Annotated in this window: 14 protein-coding genes; 9 read left to right on the forward strand and 5 right to left on the reverse strand. The window is 62.5% G+C overall.

Annotated features, from left to right (window positions below):
- Positions 1-85: 85 nt before the first annotated feature.
- On the forward strand, positions 86-1,243 hold the full coding sequence (locus tag J7655_RS01515) for an MFS transporter (protein WP_230926258.1): 1,158 nt from the start codon (positions 86-88) through the stop codon (positions 1,241-1,243).
- Positions 1,244-1,256: 13 nt separating this feature from the next.
- Here the strand turns inward: J7655_RS01515 and J7655_RS01520 are convergent, their stop codons facing one another.
- Positions 1,257-2,570: an NAD(P)/FAD-dependent oxidoreductase gene (locus J7655_RS01520; protein WP_230926259.1), complete on the reverse strand. Its 1,314-nt coding sequence runs from the start codon at positions 2,568-2,570 to the stop codon at positions 1,257-1,259.
- A 212-nt stretch (positions 2,571-2,782) separates the two neighbouring features.
- Here J7655_RS01520 and J7655_RS01525 point away from each other — a divergent pair, with 212 nt between their 5' ends.
- Positions 2,783-3,136 (forward strand): YkgJ family cysteine cluster protein, encoded by a 354-nt coding sequence (locus J7655_RS01525; RefSeq protein ID WP_206408411.1) that lies wholly within the window; start codon positions 2,783-2,785, stop codon positions 3,134-3,136.
- Positions 3,137-3,324: 188 nt separating this feature from the next.
- On the opposite strand, the gene dadR is transcribed toward J7655_RS01525, so the two are convergent.
- Positions 3,325-3,813, reverse strand: coding sequence for a transcriptional regulator DadR (dadR, locus tag J7655_RS01530; RefSeq protein ID WP_092379294.1), 489 nt, complete (start codon positions 3,811-3,813; stop codon positions 3,325-3,327).
- 156 nt (positions 3,814-3,969) lie between these two features.
- On the opposite strand from dadR, the gene dadA reads away from it, so the two are divergent.
- From dadA to J7655_RS01560, 6 genes are all read left to right on the forward strand, one after another.
- Positions 3,970-5,268 carry a D-amino acid dehydrogenase gene (gene dadA / locus J7655_RS01535; RefSeq protein ID WP_230926260.1) on the forward strand — a complete coding sequence of 433 codons (1,299 nt, stop codon included), beginning with the start codon at positions 3,970-3,972 and terminating at the stop codon, positions 5,266-5,268.
- A gap of 196 nt (positions 5,269-5,464) precedes the next feature.
- On the forward strand, positions 5,465-6,553 hold the full coding sequence (locus J7655_RS01540) for a YkvI family membrane protein (RefSeq protein ID WP_230926261.1): 1,089 nt from the start codon (positions 5,465-5,467) through the stop codon (positions 6,551-6,553).
- Between the two features lie 54 nt (positions 6,554-6,607).
- Entirely contained in the window at positions 6,608-6,955 is a 348-nt protein-coding gene (locus tag J7655_RS01545) for a RidA family protein (RefSeq protein ID WP_230926262.1), read from the forward strand.
- A gap of 138 nt (positions 6,956-7,093) precedes the next feature.
- Positions 7,094-8,176 (forward strand): alanine racemase, encoded by a 1,083-nt coding sequence (gene alr, locus J7655_RS01550; protein WP_230926263.1) that lies wholly within the window; start codon positions 7,094-7,096, stop codon positions 8,174-8,176.
- A 320-nt stretch (positions 8,177-8,496) separates the two neighbouring features.
- On the forward strand, positions 8,497-9,045 hold the full coding sequence (locus tag J7655_RS01555) for a cupin domain-containing protein (protein ID WP_230926264.1): 549 nt from the start codon (positions 8,497-8,499) through the stop codon (positions 9,043-9,045).
- 112 nt (positions 9,046-9,157) lie between these two features.
- A complete protein-coding gene (locus J7655_RS01560; protein WP_322940948.1) occupies positions 9,158-9,580 on the forward strand; it encodes a c-type cytochrome in 423 nt (140 codons plus the stop codon).
- Between the two features lie 90 nt (positions 9,581-9,670).
- Here J7655_RS01560 and J7655_RS01565 read toward each other — a convergent pair whose 3' ends face one another.
- From J7655_RS01565 to rep, 3 genes are all read right to left on the reverse strand, one after another.
- The gene (locus tag J7655_RS01565; protein ID WP_230926265.1) at positions 9,671-10,243 is read right to left on the reverse strand and encodes a xanthine phosphoribosyltransferase; all 573 of its coding nucleotides are present in this window, start codon (positions 10,241-10,243) and stop codon (positions 9,671-9,673) included.
- A gap of 151 nt (positions 10,244-10,394) precedes the next feature.
- Complete coding sequence (locus tag J7655_RS01570) at positions 10,395-10,877, reverse strand: UPF0158 family protein (protein WP_230926266.1); 483 nt, start codon at positions 10,875-10,877, stop codon at positions 10,395-10,397.
- Positions 10,878-11,057: 180 nt separating this feature from the next.
- Positions 11,058-13,067, reverse strand: a complete 2,010-nt coding sequence (gene rep / locus J7655_RS01575) for a DNA helicase Rep (protein ID WP_230926267.1) — start codon at positions 13,065-13,067, stop codon at positions 11,058-11,060.
- 268 nt (positions 13,068-13,335) lie between these two features.
- Here rep and J7655_RS01580 point away from each other — a divergent pair, with 268 nt between their 5' ends.
- On the forward strand, positions 13,336-15,003 hold the full coding sequence (locus J7655_RS01580) for a putative bifunctional diguanylate cyclase/phosphodiesterase (RefSeq protein ID WP_230926268.1): 1,668 nt from the start codon (positions 13,336-13,338) through the stop codon (positions 15,001-15,003).
- Positions 15,004-15,008 lie beyond the last annotated feature (5 nt).

Here is a 15,008-nt window from a genome sequence, read left to right on the forward strand (position 1 = left end):
TGTTTTAAACACTCCACTTGCGGCCGGGTTCCCGAGGAGCCCGGCCGTTGTCTTTGCAGTGGCTCGTCTGCCAAGGAATTCACCAATGCGTTGGGGTACCTATTTCGCCGTGTGTGCGGCGGTCATCAGCATCGGCCTGGCGCTGGGCGTGACCATGCCGTTGGTGTCGTTGCGCCTGGAAAGCTGGGGCTATGATTCCTTCGCCATTGGCGTGATGGCGGCCACTCCGGCGGTTGGTGTGTTGCTCGGAGCTTCACTGGCCGGGCGCCTGGCGGCACGTTTCGGCACCACTGTGCTGATGCAGCTGTGTCTGTTGCTCGGTGCGCTGTCGGTGGCCGGCCTGGCGCTGGTGCAGAACTATGCGGTGTGGGTGGGGCTGCGGCTGTTCCTCGGCGTGGCGCTGACCGTGGTGTTCGTGCTCGGCGAAAGCTGGATCAACCAGCTCGCCGTGGAAAAGTGGCGCGGCCGTCTGGTGGCGCTCTATGGCACCGGCTATGCGCTGAGCCAGCTCAGCGGGCCGCTGCTGCTCACCGGGCTCGGCACCGCCACCGATGCAGGTTTCTGGACGGGTGTGGGTCTGCTGGTCGGCGGTTCACTGATGCTGCTGGGCCGCAGCGGTGCGCCGCAGGTAGACGCGCACAGCACATCGGGTCGCGGTTTGCTGGTGTTCTGCCGCAAGTTGCCGGCCATTGCCTGGGCGGTGATGCTGTTCGCCGCCTTCGAGGCGATGATGCTGACCCTGCTGCCGATCTACAGCCTGCGCCAGGGCTTCACCCAGGAGGTGGCGCTGGTCATGGTCAGCGTGGTGGTGATCGGCGATGCCGCGCTACAGCTGCCCATCGGCTGGCTGGCCGACCGCATGTCGCGGCAGACCTTGTTCCGTTGTTGCGGCGTGGTGTTGCTGCTGTCCAGCCTGGCGATACCGTTGCTCCTGCACACGCCGCTGATCTGGCCGGTGTTCGTTGCCTTTGGTGCCAGCGCCGGTGGTCTGTTCACCCTGTCGCTGATCATGATCGGCGAGCGTTACCGCGATGATGAACTAGTGCGTGCCAACGCCCACGTCGCTCAGCTGTGGGGCCTGGGTTGCCTGATCGGGCCGCTGGCCACAGGCGCCGTCAGCCAGTGGCTGAGCGGCCATGCGTTGCCGCTGATGATGGCTACCGGTGCCCTGGTATTCATCATCCTGGCCAGTCAGCGCGGTGCTTTCAGCGAGATGCAGGCGGTGGGCGCGGCACGCTCCTGATGCCGCTGACCAGCTAGAGCACTTCCTTCAGCCGGTGCCAGAGCATGCCCAGCGCCAGCAGCGGTGAGCGCAGGTGCTTGCCGCCGGGGAAGGTCATGTGCGGCACCTTGTCGAACAGGTCGAAGCCACGGCTTGCCTGACCAGCGATGGCCTCGCCGAGCAGCTTGCCAGCCAGGTGCGTTGCGTTGACGCCGTGGCCGGCATAGGCCTGGGCGTGGAACACGTTGGGCTGATCCTTGAGTCGGCCGATCTGCGGCAGGCGGTTGGCGCCGATGCCGATCATCCCGCCCCATTGGTAGTCGATGCGCACATCGGCCAGTTGCGGGAACACCTTGAGCATCTTCGGCTTCATGTAGCCAGCGATATCGGCCGGATCACGCCCGGAATAGTGGCAGGCACCACCGAACAGTAAGCGGCGGTCGGCGGAGAGTCGGTAATAGTCGACTGTCACGCGCTGGTCGCACAGCGCCATGTTCTGTGGAATCAGTTGCCGCGCCTGCTCTTCGGAGAGTTGTTCGGTGGCGATGATGTAGCTGCCGGCCGGTAGCACCTTGCCGCTCAGGGTCGGGTTGAGGCCGTTGATGTAGGCATTACAGGCCAGCACCAGGTACTTGGCGCGCGCTTGGCCCTGGGCGGTGTGCACGCGCACCTCGTTGCCGTAGTCGATGCGTGTCACCGGTGAGTCTTCGAACAGCTGCACGCCGAGCGATTGGGCGGCAGCGGCTTCGCCGAGCGCCAGGTTGAGCGGGTGCAGGTGGCCAGAGCCCATGTCGATCATGGCACCGTGATAGTTGTCGGAGCCGACCACTTCGTGGATGCGCTCCTTCGGCACCATGCGCAGTTCGTGACGATAGCCTAGGCTTTCCAGCTCGGCCTTGTCTTCGGCGAAGCCTTCCATGTGCGCCGGCTTGTTGGCCAGGTCGCAGTAGCCCCAGGTCAGATCGCAATCGATCTGGTACTGGGTGACGCGTGCGCGCACGATCTCCACCGCCTCCAGGCCCATCAGCTTGAACTGACGCACGCCGTCCTTGCCGACCACCGATTCGAACTGTTCGACATCATGGCCAACGCCGCGAATCAGCTGCCCGCCGTTGCGCCCGCTGGCGCCCCAGCCGATCTTGCGCGCCTCCAGCAGCGCCACCGACAGGCCTTTCTGAGCCAGCTCGATGGCGGTGTTCAGGCCGCTGAAACCGCCACCGACGATGCACACGTCCACCTGCAGCTCACCGCCCAGGGGCGGGTAGGCCTGCCGGCGATTGACGCTGGCGGCGTAATAGGAAGCGGCATGCTGCGGGCTGTGGACGGGCTGGTGAACGCGGGCGTTCATGTGCGAAATCCTGATTTTGTTGTGTGGAAAATTCAACGCAGCATAAGCGCGTGATCCGTCCGACGCCAAGTGTCAGTCGGAAAAAACACGCGGGACAGCAGAACGACGTCGTGCGCTCCGCTCGGGGATCGGCGTGTAGCTAATCCGTCCCTCTGCGGGCAGGCGTCAGCATGGCACGGTAAACTGTCGCCTTCGTTGCCAGGCGCCCGCGTATGAGCTGCACAGACCGCAAGATCGACCACCTGCGTCGCAAGATTCCGCGCTTCGACTGCGTGCCCGGCTGTCACGATTGCTGCGGGCCGGTCACTGCGTCGTCCGAGGAACTGGCACGCCTACCGTTCAAGAGCGACGCCGAACATGATGCAGCACTGGCCGAATACAACTGCGTGCACCTGGGACCGAACGGTTGCGAGGTGTACGACCAGCGGCCGCTGATCTGCCGCCTGTTCGGGACGACACCGCGTCTGCCTTGCCCGCATGGTCGCGGGCCGGAGCAGCCGATCGAGCCGGCGGTGGAGCGCCAGGTGCACCGGCTGATCGCCACCACTCGCCAGCGACTCGTCTAGGCTCACGGCTCCCACGCTCTGCGTGGGAGCCCCTGCAGCGGCGCTCCGCGCCACGATTTGTCGTGAGCAGCAGGCTGGCGCAGAACGTCTGGCAGGGTGTGGGAACGATCAACCATGCCGTAGGAGCGAGCTCTGCTTGCGAACCAGGCCATGTAAAAGCTTCGCGAGCAGAGCTCGCTCCTGCAGATTCACTCCGGCACCGGCAGCGCCAGGCTCTCCTTAACCTCTTCCATGACGATATAGCTCTTCGATTCGCGCACGTGCGGCAGCTTGAGCAGGATGTCACCGAGCAGCTTGCGGTAGCTGGCCATCTCGTTGATGCGCGCTTTCACCAGATAGTCGAAGTCGCCGGAGACCAGATGGCACTCCAGCACATGCGGCAGCTTGAGCACGGCGCGGCGGAATTCCTCGAAGGTGTCACCGGACTTGTAGTCCAGGCTGATCTCGACGAACACCAGCAGGTTGGCCTTGAGGTGCTGCGGATTGAGGCGGGCGTGGTAGCCCATGACGATGCCTTCGCGCTCCAGGCGCCGTACGCGCTCGGTGCAGGGCGTGGTCGACAGCCCCACGCGCTCGCCCAGTTCGGTGAAGCTGATGCGCCCATCCTCCTGCAGGATGCGCAGGATGTTGCGGTCGATCTTGTCCAGTTCACGACGACTTTGGTGCTGGGTTCTCATGGGGAATCCGCCTCTGCAAAACGGCTTATTGCCAAGAATTCTCGCCAAATATAGCTGTGTATATGGTGAAAAGCACTGCGCGGCTCTTCCTATACTGCGCCCATCTACAACAATGGCCTGTAACGCACGCGCCCTGGGCGCGGCGGGGAGAAAAACATGCGTGTTCTGGTTCTCGGCAGCGGTGTGATTGGTACCGCCAGTGCTTACTACCTCGCCCGTCAGGGCTTCGAGGTGGTGGTGGTCGACCGTCAGAACGGCCCGGCGCTGGAAACCAGCTTCGCCAACGCCGGCCAGGTTTCTCCCGGTTATGCATCGCCCTGGGCTGCCCCAGGCGTGCCGCTGAAGGCCATCAAGTGGCTGCTGCAGAAACACGCTCCGCTCGCGATCAGGGCCACCGGTGACGTTGACCAGTACCTGTGGATGGCGCAAATGCTGCGCAACTGCACCGCCAGCCGTTATGCGATCAACAAGGAGCGCATGGTGCGTCTGTCCGAGTACAGCCGCGATTGCCTCGACGAGCTGCGTGCCGAGACCGGCATCGCCTACGAAGGTCGCCAGCTCGGCACCACCCAGCTGTTCCGCACCCAGGCCCAGGTCGATGCCGCTGCCAAGGACATCGCCGTGCTGGAAGCCTCTGGCGTACCGTTCGAGCTGCTCGACCGCGACGGCATCGCCCGCGTCGAGCCGGCCCTGGCCGGCGTCAAGCACAAGCTGGCCGGTGCCCTGCGCCTGCCCAATGACCAGACCGGCGACTGCCAGATGTTCACCACCAAGCTGGCGGACATGGCCAAGGCGCTTGGCGTCGAGTTCCGTTTCGGCCAGAACATCCAGCGCTTGGACGCCGTGGGCGACCGTATCAACGGTGTGTGGATCGACGGCAAGCTGGAAACCGCCGACCGCTACGTGCTTGCCCTCGGCAGCTACAGCCCGCAACTGCTCAAGCCGCTGGGCATTCGTGCTCCGGTTTACCCGCTCAAGGGCTACTCGCTGACCGTGCCGATCACCAACCCGGACATGGCACCGACCTCGACCATTCTCGATGAGACCTACAAGGTCGCCATCACCCGCTTCGACGGTCGCATCCGCGTTGGTGGCATGGCCGAGATCGCCGGTTTCGACCTGTCGCTCAATCCGCGTCGTCGCGAAACCCTGGAAATGATAACTGCCGACCTCTATCCGCAAGGCGGCGATCTGCAGCGCGCCGACTTCTGGACCGGTCTGCGTCCGGCCACGCCCGATGGCACCCCGATCGTCGGCGCCACCGCCTACCGCAATCTGTTCCTCAACACTGGCCACGGCACCCTGGGCTGGACCATGGCCTGCGGTTCCGGTCGCCTGCTCGCCGACCTGATGGCCAACAAGCGCCCGCAGATCAGCAGCGACGGGCTGGATATTTCCCGTTACGGCTCCAGTGCCCGTCAGCCCGACCTGCAGCACACCGCCCCCGCCCACTGATCGGCCGGGGTGTTCGCCCCAGATCCCATCTGCCCGGTACTGGCCTGTCGGCCAGTGCCTGCGCGCAACCGCAACCTCGCCAGCTATGGAGGCTCGCTGTACCGACCAGGAGACGGCTTCTTCTGATTAAGACGAGCGGAGCACAGGATTGCCTGCCGCTCTTGTACTTATAAATCTAAGAAAGAGATGTAATGCAATGAACAAACAATCCATACAGATAGCCCTTGCCTACATGTCCGTAGTGATCGGTGGTGGCTTCGCTTCCGGCAATGAAATCCTGCAGTTTTTCACCCGTTTCGGCCTGATTGGTGTGGCCGGTACGCTGGTCAGCGCCCTGTTGTTTGCGTTTCTGGGGATGCAAATTGCCCGTATGAGTTCGCAAATGCAGGCTACTTCGCACAAAGAAGTGCTTTACAAGTTGTTTGGCAAGACCATTGGCTTTGGCCTTGACGTGGTGTTGTCGTTCTTCCTCTATGGTGTGGGCGTGGTGATGCTTGCCGCTGCCGGTTCGACGCTGTTCCAGCAGTTTGGTTTACCGCCACTGCTCGGTGGTAGCCTGCTGGCGGTGCTTGCCATTGCCACGTTGTGTCTGAATGTCCGGGGCATCATCAATCTGATCAGTGTGGTGATGCCGTTTTTGCTCGGCATGGTGCTGCTGATTACCATTTATTCGATTTTCAGCTACAACGCCCCGCTGGACGTACTCAATGCGGTGGCCCAGGAAAACTCCAACCGTGCCGCCGATAACTGGATTGTGAGTGCACTGCTCTACGCTTCGTTCAACATCGCCGTGGGCCTGCCAATGCTGGTGGTAATCGGCGGTCTGACCCGCGATCATCGCGCCGCAGGCCTGGGTGGGGTCGTCGGTGGCTTGGGCCTGGGATTCCTGATTCTGGTGCTCAACATCGGCCTGTTCGCCAATATCAACCAGTTGCAAAACGTTGAACTGCCGACGTTGGCCCTGGCGGCCAACATTCACCCGGCACTGGCGGTGGCGATGTCTCTGTCGTTGATCTGTATGATTTACAGCACCGGTGTGGGTATGTTCTTCGCCTTCAGCGCCCGCTTTTCCAAGCCGGAAACCACGCGCTTCAAGTGGGTCAGTGCGGTGTCTGTAGCCATCGGTCTGGCACTGAGCCAGTTCGGTTTCACCAAGCTGGTGGGTACCGTCTATCCCTTGCTCGGCTACGTAGGTTTTGCCCTGATCCTGGCCATCGGCTTCAGCTGGATGCGCCGTCGCTCGGCTGTCAAGGCACAGAAGGCCGAGCTCAAGACCTATCCCTGATTTCACTCGGCACTGGCGGCGAAGGCCGGTGTTCATATTTCCAAGGAGCTTTTCATGTCCATTCAGCGTCTGCACGTTGCAAAGCGTTACAGCGAAGTGGTGACCCACAACGGCACCATCTACCTCGCCGGTCAGCTGGCCGATGAGTTCGATGGCGATATCCACGAGCAGACCCGCCAGACACTGGCCAACATCGACAAGATGCTGGCCGAGGGAGGCAGCGACAAGAGCAAGATCCTCTCGCTGACCATCTTCCTCAAGGACATGGCCGACTACGACGGCCTCAACGCCGAGTACGACGCCTGGGTCGCCGATGGCCATGCGCCGGCGCGGGCTTGTGTCGAGGCGCGGATGTACCGCCCCGACGTGCTGGTCGAAATGTGTGTGGTGGCTGCCGTCTGAGGCTACCGCGGCATTGGCTGTTGCTGGTGCCGAACCGATTTTGTGTTGGCTTTTCGCCCGGCTCCCTGCCGGGTTTTTTTTGAACAGTGCCGCTAGCGGCCACCGAGTGACTGATTACAACCGAAGGAACACCTTGCCATGCGTCCTGCTCGTGCCCTGATCGATCTGCAAGCGCTTCGTCACAACTACCAGCTGGCCCGCGAAATGAGCGGCGCTCGTGCTTTGGCCGTGGTCAAGGCCGATGCCTATGGGCACGGAGCGGTGCGTTGCGCGCAGGCACTCGAAGCCGAGGCCGATGGTTTTGCCGTGGCCTGCATCGAAGAGGCGCTGGCGTTACGCGAGGCCGGCATCAGGGCGCCGATCCTGCTGCTCGAGGGCTTCTTCGAGGCTGATGAGCTGGCGCTGATCGATCAGCATGACCTGTGGTGCGTCGCCCATGCGCAGTGGCAGATCGAGGCTATCGAACAGGCCCAACTGAGCAAGCCGCTGACCGTCTGGCTCAAGCTCGACAGTGGCATGCACCGTGTTGGTCTGCATCCGGCTGACTACCAGGCTGCCTACCGCCGCCTGCTGGCCAGCGGCAAGGTTGGCAAGATCGTGCTGATGAGCCACTTCGCCCGTGCCGATGAGCCTGAGTGCGAGCGTACCGCCGAGCAACTGGCCGTGTTCCAGCAGGCGCGCGAAGGGCTCGCCGCCGAGGTCAGCCTGCGCAATTCACCGGCCGTACTCGGCTGGCCGCAGGTGCCCAGCGACTGGGTGCGCCCCGGCATCATGCTCTACGGCGCTACGCCGTTCGAGCAGGCACAGCAGCAGGCCGCGCGCCTGCAGCCGGTGATGACCCTGGAGTCTAAGATCATCGGCGTGCGCGAACTGCCGGCGGGTGAGCCGGTAGGCTATGGCGCGCGCTTTGTCGCCGAGCGGCCGACCCGCGTCGGGGTGGTAGCCATGGGCTACGCCGATGGCTACCCGCGCCACGCGCCGAGCGGTACGCCGGTCATCGTGGACGGTCAACTGACCCGGCTGATCGGCCGTGTGTCGATGGACATGCTCACCGTCGATCTCACCGACCTGCCGCAGGCGGGGTTGGGCAGCCGTGTCGAGCTGTGGGGCAAGCAGGTACTGGCCAGCGACGTGGCGATGGCGGCAGGTAGCATTCCCTATCAGATTTTTTGCAACCTGCGGCGGGTACCGCTGCTCTATCTCGGGGCTGAAACCCGTTAAAAGACTGCTGCGCGTCGGCCATGCTGCGTTAAAAACAGGCTGGTTCGCCAGCCCGGTCGGATTGCTCATGTACAGCTCGTACAGTCGAACGCGACTCCGACCGATCCTCCCCTATTTGATTCGCTGGCGCTCTCCCTTCGGGCCAGCCTTCGGCTGTTACTCCCGTGGGTCGTTGCGCCTTGCATGGCTCTAGCTCGCGGCCTTTTAACGGGTTTCCTGGGAGGGTGTAGGCGAAGGGTGAACGCAAGTGTTGTAAATTCCGAACGCTATGCCATGATACGAACACTTTTTCGTATCACTCCCAGAGGGGGACACCAGCATTGGACGTCGGCGTTCGACTGCAATCGATTCGTAAGCTCAAAGGTCTTTCCCAGCGTGAGCTCGCCAAGCGCGCGGGTGTCACCAACAGCACCATTTCCATGATCGAGAAGAACAGCGTGAGCCCCTCGATCAGCTCGCTGAAAAAAGTGCTGAGCGGTATTCCCATGTCGCTGGTGGAATTCTTCTCCCTCGACATGGAGCAGGAGAACCAGATTCAGGTGGTCTACCGTGCCTCCGAGCTGACCGATATCTGCAGTGGCGCCATCACCATGAAGCTGATCGGCAAGGCTCATCCGAGCCGCGCCATTTCCTTCCTCGACGAGACTTACCCGGCCGGCACCGATACCGGTGACGAGATGTATGCCCACGAAGGTGAAGAGGCGGGCATGCTGGTCGAAGGCAAGCTGGAGCTGACCGTCGGTAATCAGGTATTTGTGCTTGAACCGGGTGACAGCTATTACTTCGAGAGCAGCAAGCCACACCGCTTCCGTAATCCGTTCGACGAGCCGGCACGGCTGATCAGCGCCACCACGCCAGCGAACTTCTGATCGATAACCCTGCGACAATTGGGTTGTTTCGGCCGGGGGTGCTTGCCGTTATACTGTCGCCCGCTCGCGAAACCGTGGCCGCGGGCGTGACTAGCCACGAAGAGGGTGTACCGTGAATCTGATGAAGAAAATGCTGGCAGCACCGGCTGCCGTATTGGCCCTGTGGGCAGTGACTGCTCAGGCCACGACCGATGAAGCCATTGCCGAACGCCTCAAGCCGGTCGGTGAAGTGTGCATCATGGGCGAAGAATGCAAGGGCGTCGGAGCAGTTGCAGCCGTTGCCGGTGGCGGTGCGCGTACCGCTGACGACATCGTGACCAAGCACTGCAGCGCCTGCCATGCGACTGGCGTGCTCGATGCACCGAAGATCGGCGACACCGCCGCCTGGAAAAAGCGTGCTGACGAGCAAGGCGGCCTCGACGGCATCCTCGCCAAGGCCATCTCCGGTATCAACGCCATGCCGCCGAAAGGCACCTGTGCTGACTGCACGGATGACGAACTGCGCGAAGCGATTCAGAAGATGTCTGGCCTGTAAGGCATATCGCTTTCATGAAGAAACCGCCCTCTGGGCGGTTTCTTCGTTTTGGCTGCCCGCCTGCCTGATGGGCTATTCGGGCGTCCAGTGTCAGTCGAGGAAGCGTACCTGGCCATTCTCCAGTGCTGCGACGCGGGCCAGCGATTCGACGCGGTAGCCTTCGCTTTCCAGCAACTTGCGGCCGTCCTGGAAAGACTTCTCGATGACGATGCCGATACCGGCAATCTCTGCGCCGGCCTGCTGGATCAGGTCGATCAACGCCTTGGCAGCATGGCCGTTGGCGAGGAAGTCGTCGATCACCAGCACCTTGTCGGCAGCGGTCAGGTGCCGGGCGGAAATGGCGATGGTGCTTTCGGTCTGCTTGGTGAAGGAGAACACCTTGGAGATCAGCAGGTCATCCTTGAGCGTCAGCGACTGGAACTTGCGCGCGAAGATCACCGGAATGCCCAGCTCCAGGCCGGCCATGACTGCCGGGGCGATGCCCGAGGCCTCGATGGTGACGATCTTGCTGATGCCCTGGCCGGCGAAGCGCTGGGCGAATTCGTGGCCGATCTCCTGCATCAGGCGCGGATCGATCTGGTGGTTGAGAAAGGCGTCCACCTTGAGTACGTGCTCGGACAGCACGATGCCTTCGCTGCGAATCTTCTGTTTCAACGACTCCACGGTCGATCCTCTGGTTGAGCAGAAAAGCTGCGGATTTTCGCTCAAAACACCCCGGATTGTGTAGTGAAACCGCAGCCTGCCCGACAGTCGTGGCCCATTGACCGCCTGGACAGGTTGGTAGCCCGGATGCAATCCGGGGGGCGCACTGCGCTCAGGTGCTTTTGCTCAGTCGTCGCAGGATGTCCCTGGGAATGCCGCGCGTATCCAGCGGCAGTTTGTCCGGCGCGGGCTCGATGCCCAGTTCGTAGAGCCAGTTGAGGGCGTACTCGCGCAGTTGCTTGATCTCGTAGGACTGCCACTGTTCGCGAATCGCTGGAAAGGCCTCGATTTCGTAGTCGAACGCGCGCAGCGGTTTGCGACCGGTCAGCGCCGCGCTGAGCAACGGGTGGGCATATACATCGTCGAGGGTGAACAGGAACGACTCGCGCATGGCCACGCGCTGGGGAATGTCGAGGTTGGGTATCTGGCTGTAGCGCTCGGAGTCGAGTTCGATCTGTTGGCGCTGTTCGCTGTGCTGATCCTCGGGCGACAGGCTCAACACGCTACCGCTTTCCAGATCCAGCCAGTGTTCCTGCTGTTCGCGGCCATTGATCAGCTCAATCAGGGCGTCGAGGTCGAGCGTGAAGGTGCGCATGGTTCCAGTTCCCCGGGTCTGAACGGTATTTTCTTCTGACCGGTAAATATTACGAGGGTGCCAGTTGAAGTGGTGGGCTGAAGCCCACCCTACGCTTTGCACAAGAGGTGTAGGGTGGGCCGGGCGGCGATCCGCTTCAGCCCACCGAATAAACCGACCATACACCAGTCAGCCATGACCTCAGCGCTTGAGCATCGCCCGCATATTGGCCAGGGCATCGTTGCCGCGCGCTGCCTTGACCTCCACCGGCGCCTCTTCCAGGCCTTCCCACACCAGGTCTTCGGGCGGCAGTTCGTCGAGGAAGCGGCTCGGCGAGCAGTCGATCACTTCGCCGTACTGCTTGCGCTTGGCGGCGTAGGTCAGCGCCAGATTACGCTTGGCGCGGGTGATGCCGACATAGGCCAGGCGGCGCTCTTCCTCGATGGTGTCGGCCTCGATGCTGGAGCGGTGCGGGAGGATCTCCTCCTCGAAGCCGATGATGTACACCGAGGGAAACTCCAGTCCCTTGGAGGCGTGCATGGTCATCATCTGCACGCCCTCGGCGCCTTCTTCCTCTTCCTGCTGGCGTTCGAGCATGTCGCGCAGCACCAGCTTGCCGATGGCGTCTTCGATGGTCATGTCGCCGTCTTCGTCGCGCTCCAGGGTGCTCTTCAGCGCATCGACGAGGAACCAGACGTTGCCCATGCGTGCATCGGCCACCTTGTCGCTGGAGGCGTTCTGGCGCAGCCAGTTCTCGTAGTCGATATCCATGACCATGCTGCGGATGGCGGCAATCGGATCATTCTGTGCACATTGCTGGCGCACGCCGTCCATCCAGCGCTTGAAGCGCGCCAGGCGTTCGGTAAAGCGCGCGTCGAGGTGCGCGCCCAGGCCGATTTCGTCGGCGGCGGCGTACATGCTGATCTTGCGTTCGCTGGCGTAGTTACCGAGCTTTTCCAGAGTGGCGGAGCCGATCTCCCGACGTGGCACGTTGATCACGCGCAGGAAGGCGTTGTCGTCGTCCGGGTTGACCAGCAGGCGGAAATAACTCATCAGATCCTTCACCTCCTGGCGGGCGAAGAAACTGGTGCCGCCTGAGAGGCGATAAGGAATCTGGTGGTGCTGCAGCTTCAGCTCCATCAGCTTGGCCTGGTAGTTGCCGCGATAGAGGATGGCGAAATCGCTGTAAGGCCGTTGCGTGCGCAGGTGCTCGGTAAGAATCTCCAGCGCCACCCGCTCGCACTCGGCATCTTCGTTGCGGGTGCGGATCACCCGGATTTCATCGCCGTGGCCCATTTCCGACCACAGCTGCTTCTCGAAAACGTGCGGGTTGTTGGCGATCAGCACGTTGGCGCATTTGAGGATGCGGCTGGTGGAGCGGTAGTTCTGCTCCAGCATCACCACTTTCAGCGACGGATAGTCCTCTTTCAGCAGCATCAGGTTTTCCGGGCGCGCGCCACGCCAGGCGTAGATCGACTGGTCATCGTCGCCGACCACGGTGAACTGGTTGCGCATGCCCACCAGCAGCTTCACCAGCAGGTACTGGCTGGCGTTGGTGTCCTGGTATTCGTCCACCAGCAGGTAGCGGATGCGGTTCTGCCATTTCTCCAGAATGTCGGCGTGCTCCTGAAAGAGCTTCACCGGCAACAGGATCAGGTCGTTGAAGTCCACCGCGTTGTACGCCTTGAGCGTGCGCTGGTAGTGCAGGTAGACGATGGCGGCGGTCTGCTCCTTGGGATTGCGCGCCTTGGCCAGGGCTTCGTCGGGCAGGATCAGGTCGTTCTTCCAGCTGTCGATGAGGTTCTTCACCTCGTCGGCGCCGTCATCGCCGGCATACTCCTTCTGCATGATGTCGCTGAGCAGCGCCTTGATGTCGCCGTCGTCGAAGATCGAGAAGCCGGGCTTGTAACCCAGGCGCGCGTATTCCTTGCGGATGATGTTCATGCCCAGGTTGTGGAAGGTCGACACCGTCAGGCCGCGCGCCTCGCTGCCCTTGAGCAGGCTGGCGACGCGCTCCTTCATCTCGCGCGCGGCCTTGTTGGTGAAGGTCATGGCGACGATATGCTGAGCGCGGATGCCGCAGTTCTGCACCAGATGGGCAATCTTGCGCGTGATCACGCTGGTCTTGCCGGAGCCTGCGCCGGCGAGCACCAGAAGTGGGCCGCCGACATAGTTCACGGCCTCTTGTTGCCGGGGGTTCAGTCGGGACATGGGATCGTTCGCAGAAAAAGGGCCGGGCATTTTAACAGGCCCGAGGGCTTCTGCCGCGACCGTGCGTAACTGTGGCCTGGGTCACGAAATTGCATTTACCGGGCAGGCTGAGCGGGATCTATGCAGTAGGCTGTTTGCGCTTGCCGGTTTACCGGCTATACCTCAGGATGTGCACGCATTTTCACCCGGAAGTGATTGATTAGACGTCGATAAAGACGCGTTCAGGCGACGTGATTCGCCATCATTCTTGTGGTCATTGGGGGGTTGCGTGTCCACGCTCGTCGAGCCGATGCGGTTGGTCCTGCTGACAGATTCGTCAGGCTGGGCCGAATTGTTGCACGAGCAATTGGGGGCACTTGGCAGTGCCTATACGCTGATAACCGCGCCATCCTGGGTGGCCGCCAGCGCCCTGTTCGATGAGCAGGCCCTCGGCCTGCTGCTGGCCACACCCGAACAGCTCCCGGCGCCGCATCAATGCCCGCTGCCGATGGTGCTGTTGCTCGATGACGAGCCTGCCGAAGCGCCGCCGGGCGTCAGTGACTGGCTGGTGCGCAGCAGCCTCAACCCCGATGTTCTGCGCCGTTGCCTGCGCTATGTGCGTGAGCAGGGCCTTCTCAAGCACACCCTGCAACGGTTGGCCGAGCAGGACCCGCTGACCGGCATCGCCAATCGCCAGGGCTTCCAGACCCTGCTGGCGGCGCGTTTGGGCGAATGCAGCGGCCGTGGCCTGGTACTGGGGCATCTCGATCTGGACAATTTCCGTCACGCCAACGATGCGCTGGGGCATCAGGCCGGTGACCGGCTGATCCTGCAGGTGGTGGCGCGGCTCAAGAGCCTGTTGCAGCCCGGTGATCAACTGGCCCGGCTGGGCAGTGACGAGTTTGCACTGCTGCTCGATGTACGGCGTGATCCGCAGCGGGTCGAGCGCTTGGCCGAGCGCGTCACCGAGGTGCTGGGTGAGCCCTACTGGATCGATGGCGAGAGCCTGCTGATCGGCTGCAGCCTGGGGCTTGCCCATGCGCAGCCGGGCGAGGGCGCCGACCCGTTGTTATGGCACGCGCACATCGCCATGCAGCAGGCCAAGAGCCAGCCCGGTTGCGCCTTTCATGTCTACGACGAGCGCCTCAATCGCAGTGCGCGTAGCCAGGCCGATCTGGAAGGTGAGTTGCGCCGTGCGCTGCGCCGTGACGAGCTGGAACTGCACTATCAGCCCCGTCTGTGCCTGCAGAGCGGGCGCATTGTTGGCCTGGAGGCGCTGGTGCGTTGGCAGCACCGCGAACGTGGCTTGCTCTCGCCGAGTGAGTTCGTGCCCCTGGCCGAAGAGTCCGGGCTGATCGTGCCGCTGGGTTACTGGGTGATCGCCCGTGCCCTGCGTGACATGCAGTGGTTGCGCGGGCGTGGCCTGCCGCCGCTGCACATGGCGGTCAACCTGTCGTTCCGTCAGTTTCAGGACAGCCAGTTGCTGGCGACCCTCAGCCGCCTGATCGAGGCGCGCGGAGTCGACGCGCAGTGGCTGGAGTTCGAGTTGACCGAGACGGCCGTGATGCGCCGCAGTGATCAGGTGCAGCAGACCATGCTGGCCCTGGGGCAACTGGGGGTGCGCTTCTCGCTGGACGATTTCGGCACCGGTTTCTCGTCCTTCGTTCACCTTAACAGCCTGCCGATTACCCTGTTGAAGATCGACAAGAGTTTCGTGGGGGGGATGGGTGCGCGAGAGGAAAATCGTCAACTGGTACGGGCGATGATCAATCTGGCGCACAACCTCGATCTCGAAGTGGTGGCCGAGGGCGTGGAAAATGACGCGCAACTGGACATGTTGCGCCAGTTCGGTTGCGATCAGGTGCAGGGCTATCTGATCAGCAAAGCCTTGCCGTTGGCCGAGCTGGCGCGCTTTCTGGTGTTCGGCAAGCACCAGCCGCAGCTCGGCGGATCGTAACCCGT

It is taken from the genome of Pseudomonas wenzhouensis (genome assembly GCF_021029445.1).
Classification (GTDB): domain Bacteria; phylum Pseudomonadota; class Gammaproteobacteria; order Pseudomonadales; family Pseudomonadaceae; genus Aquipseudomonas; species Aquipseudomonas wenzhouensis.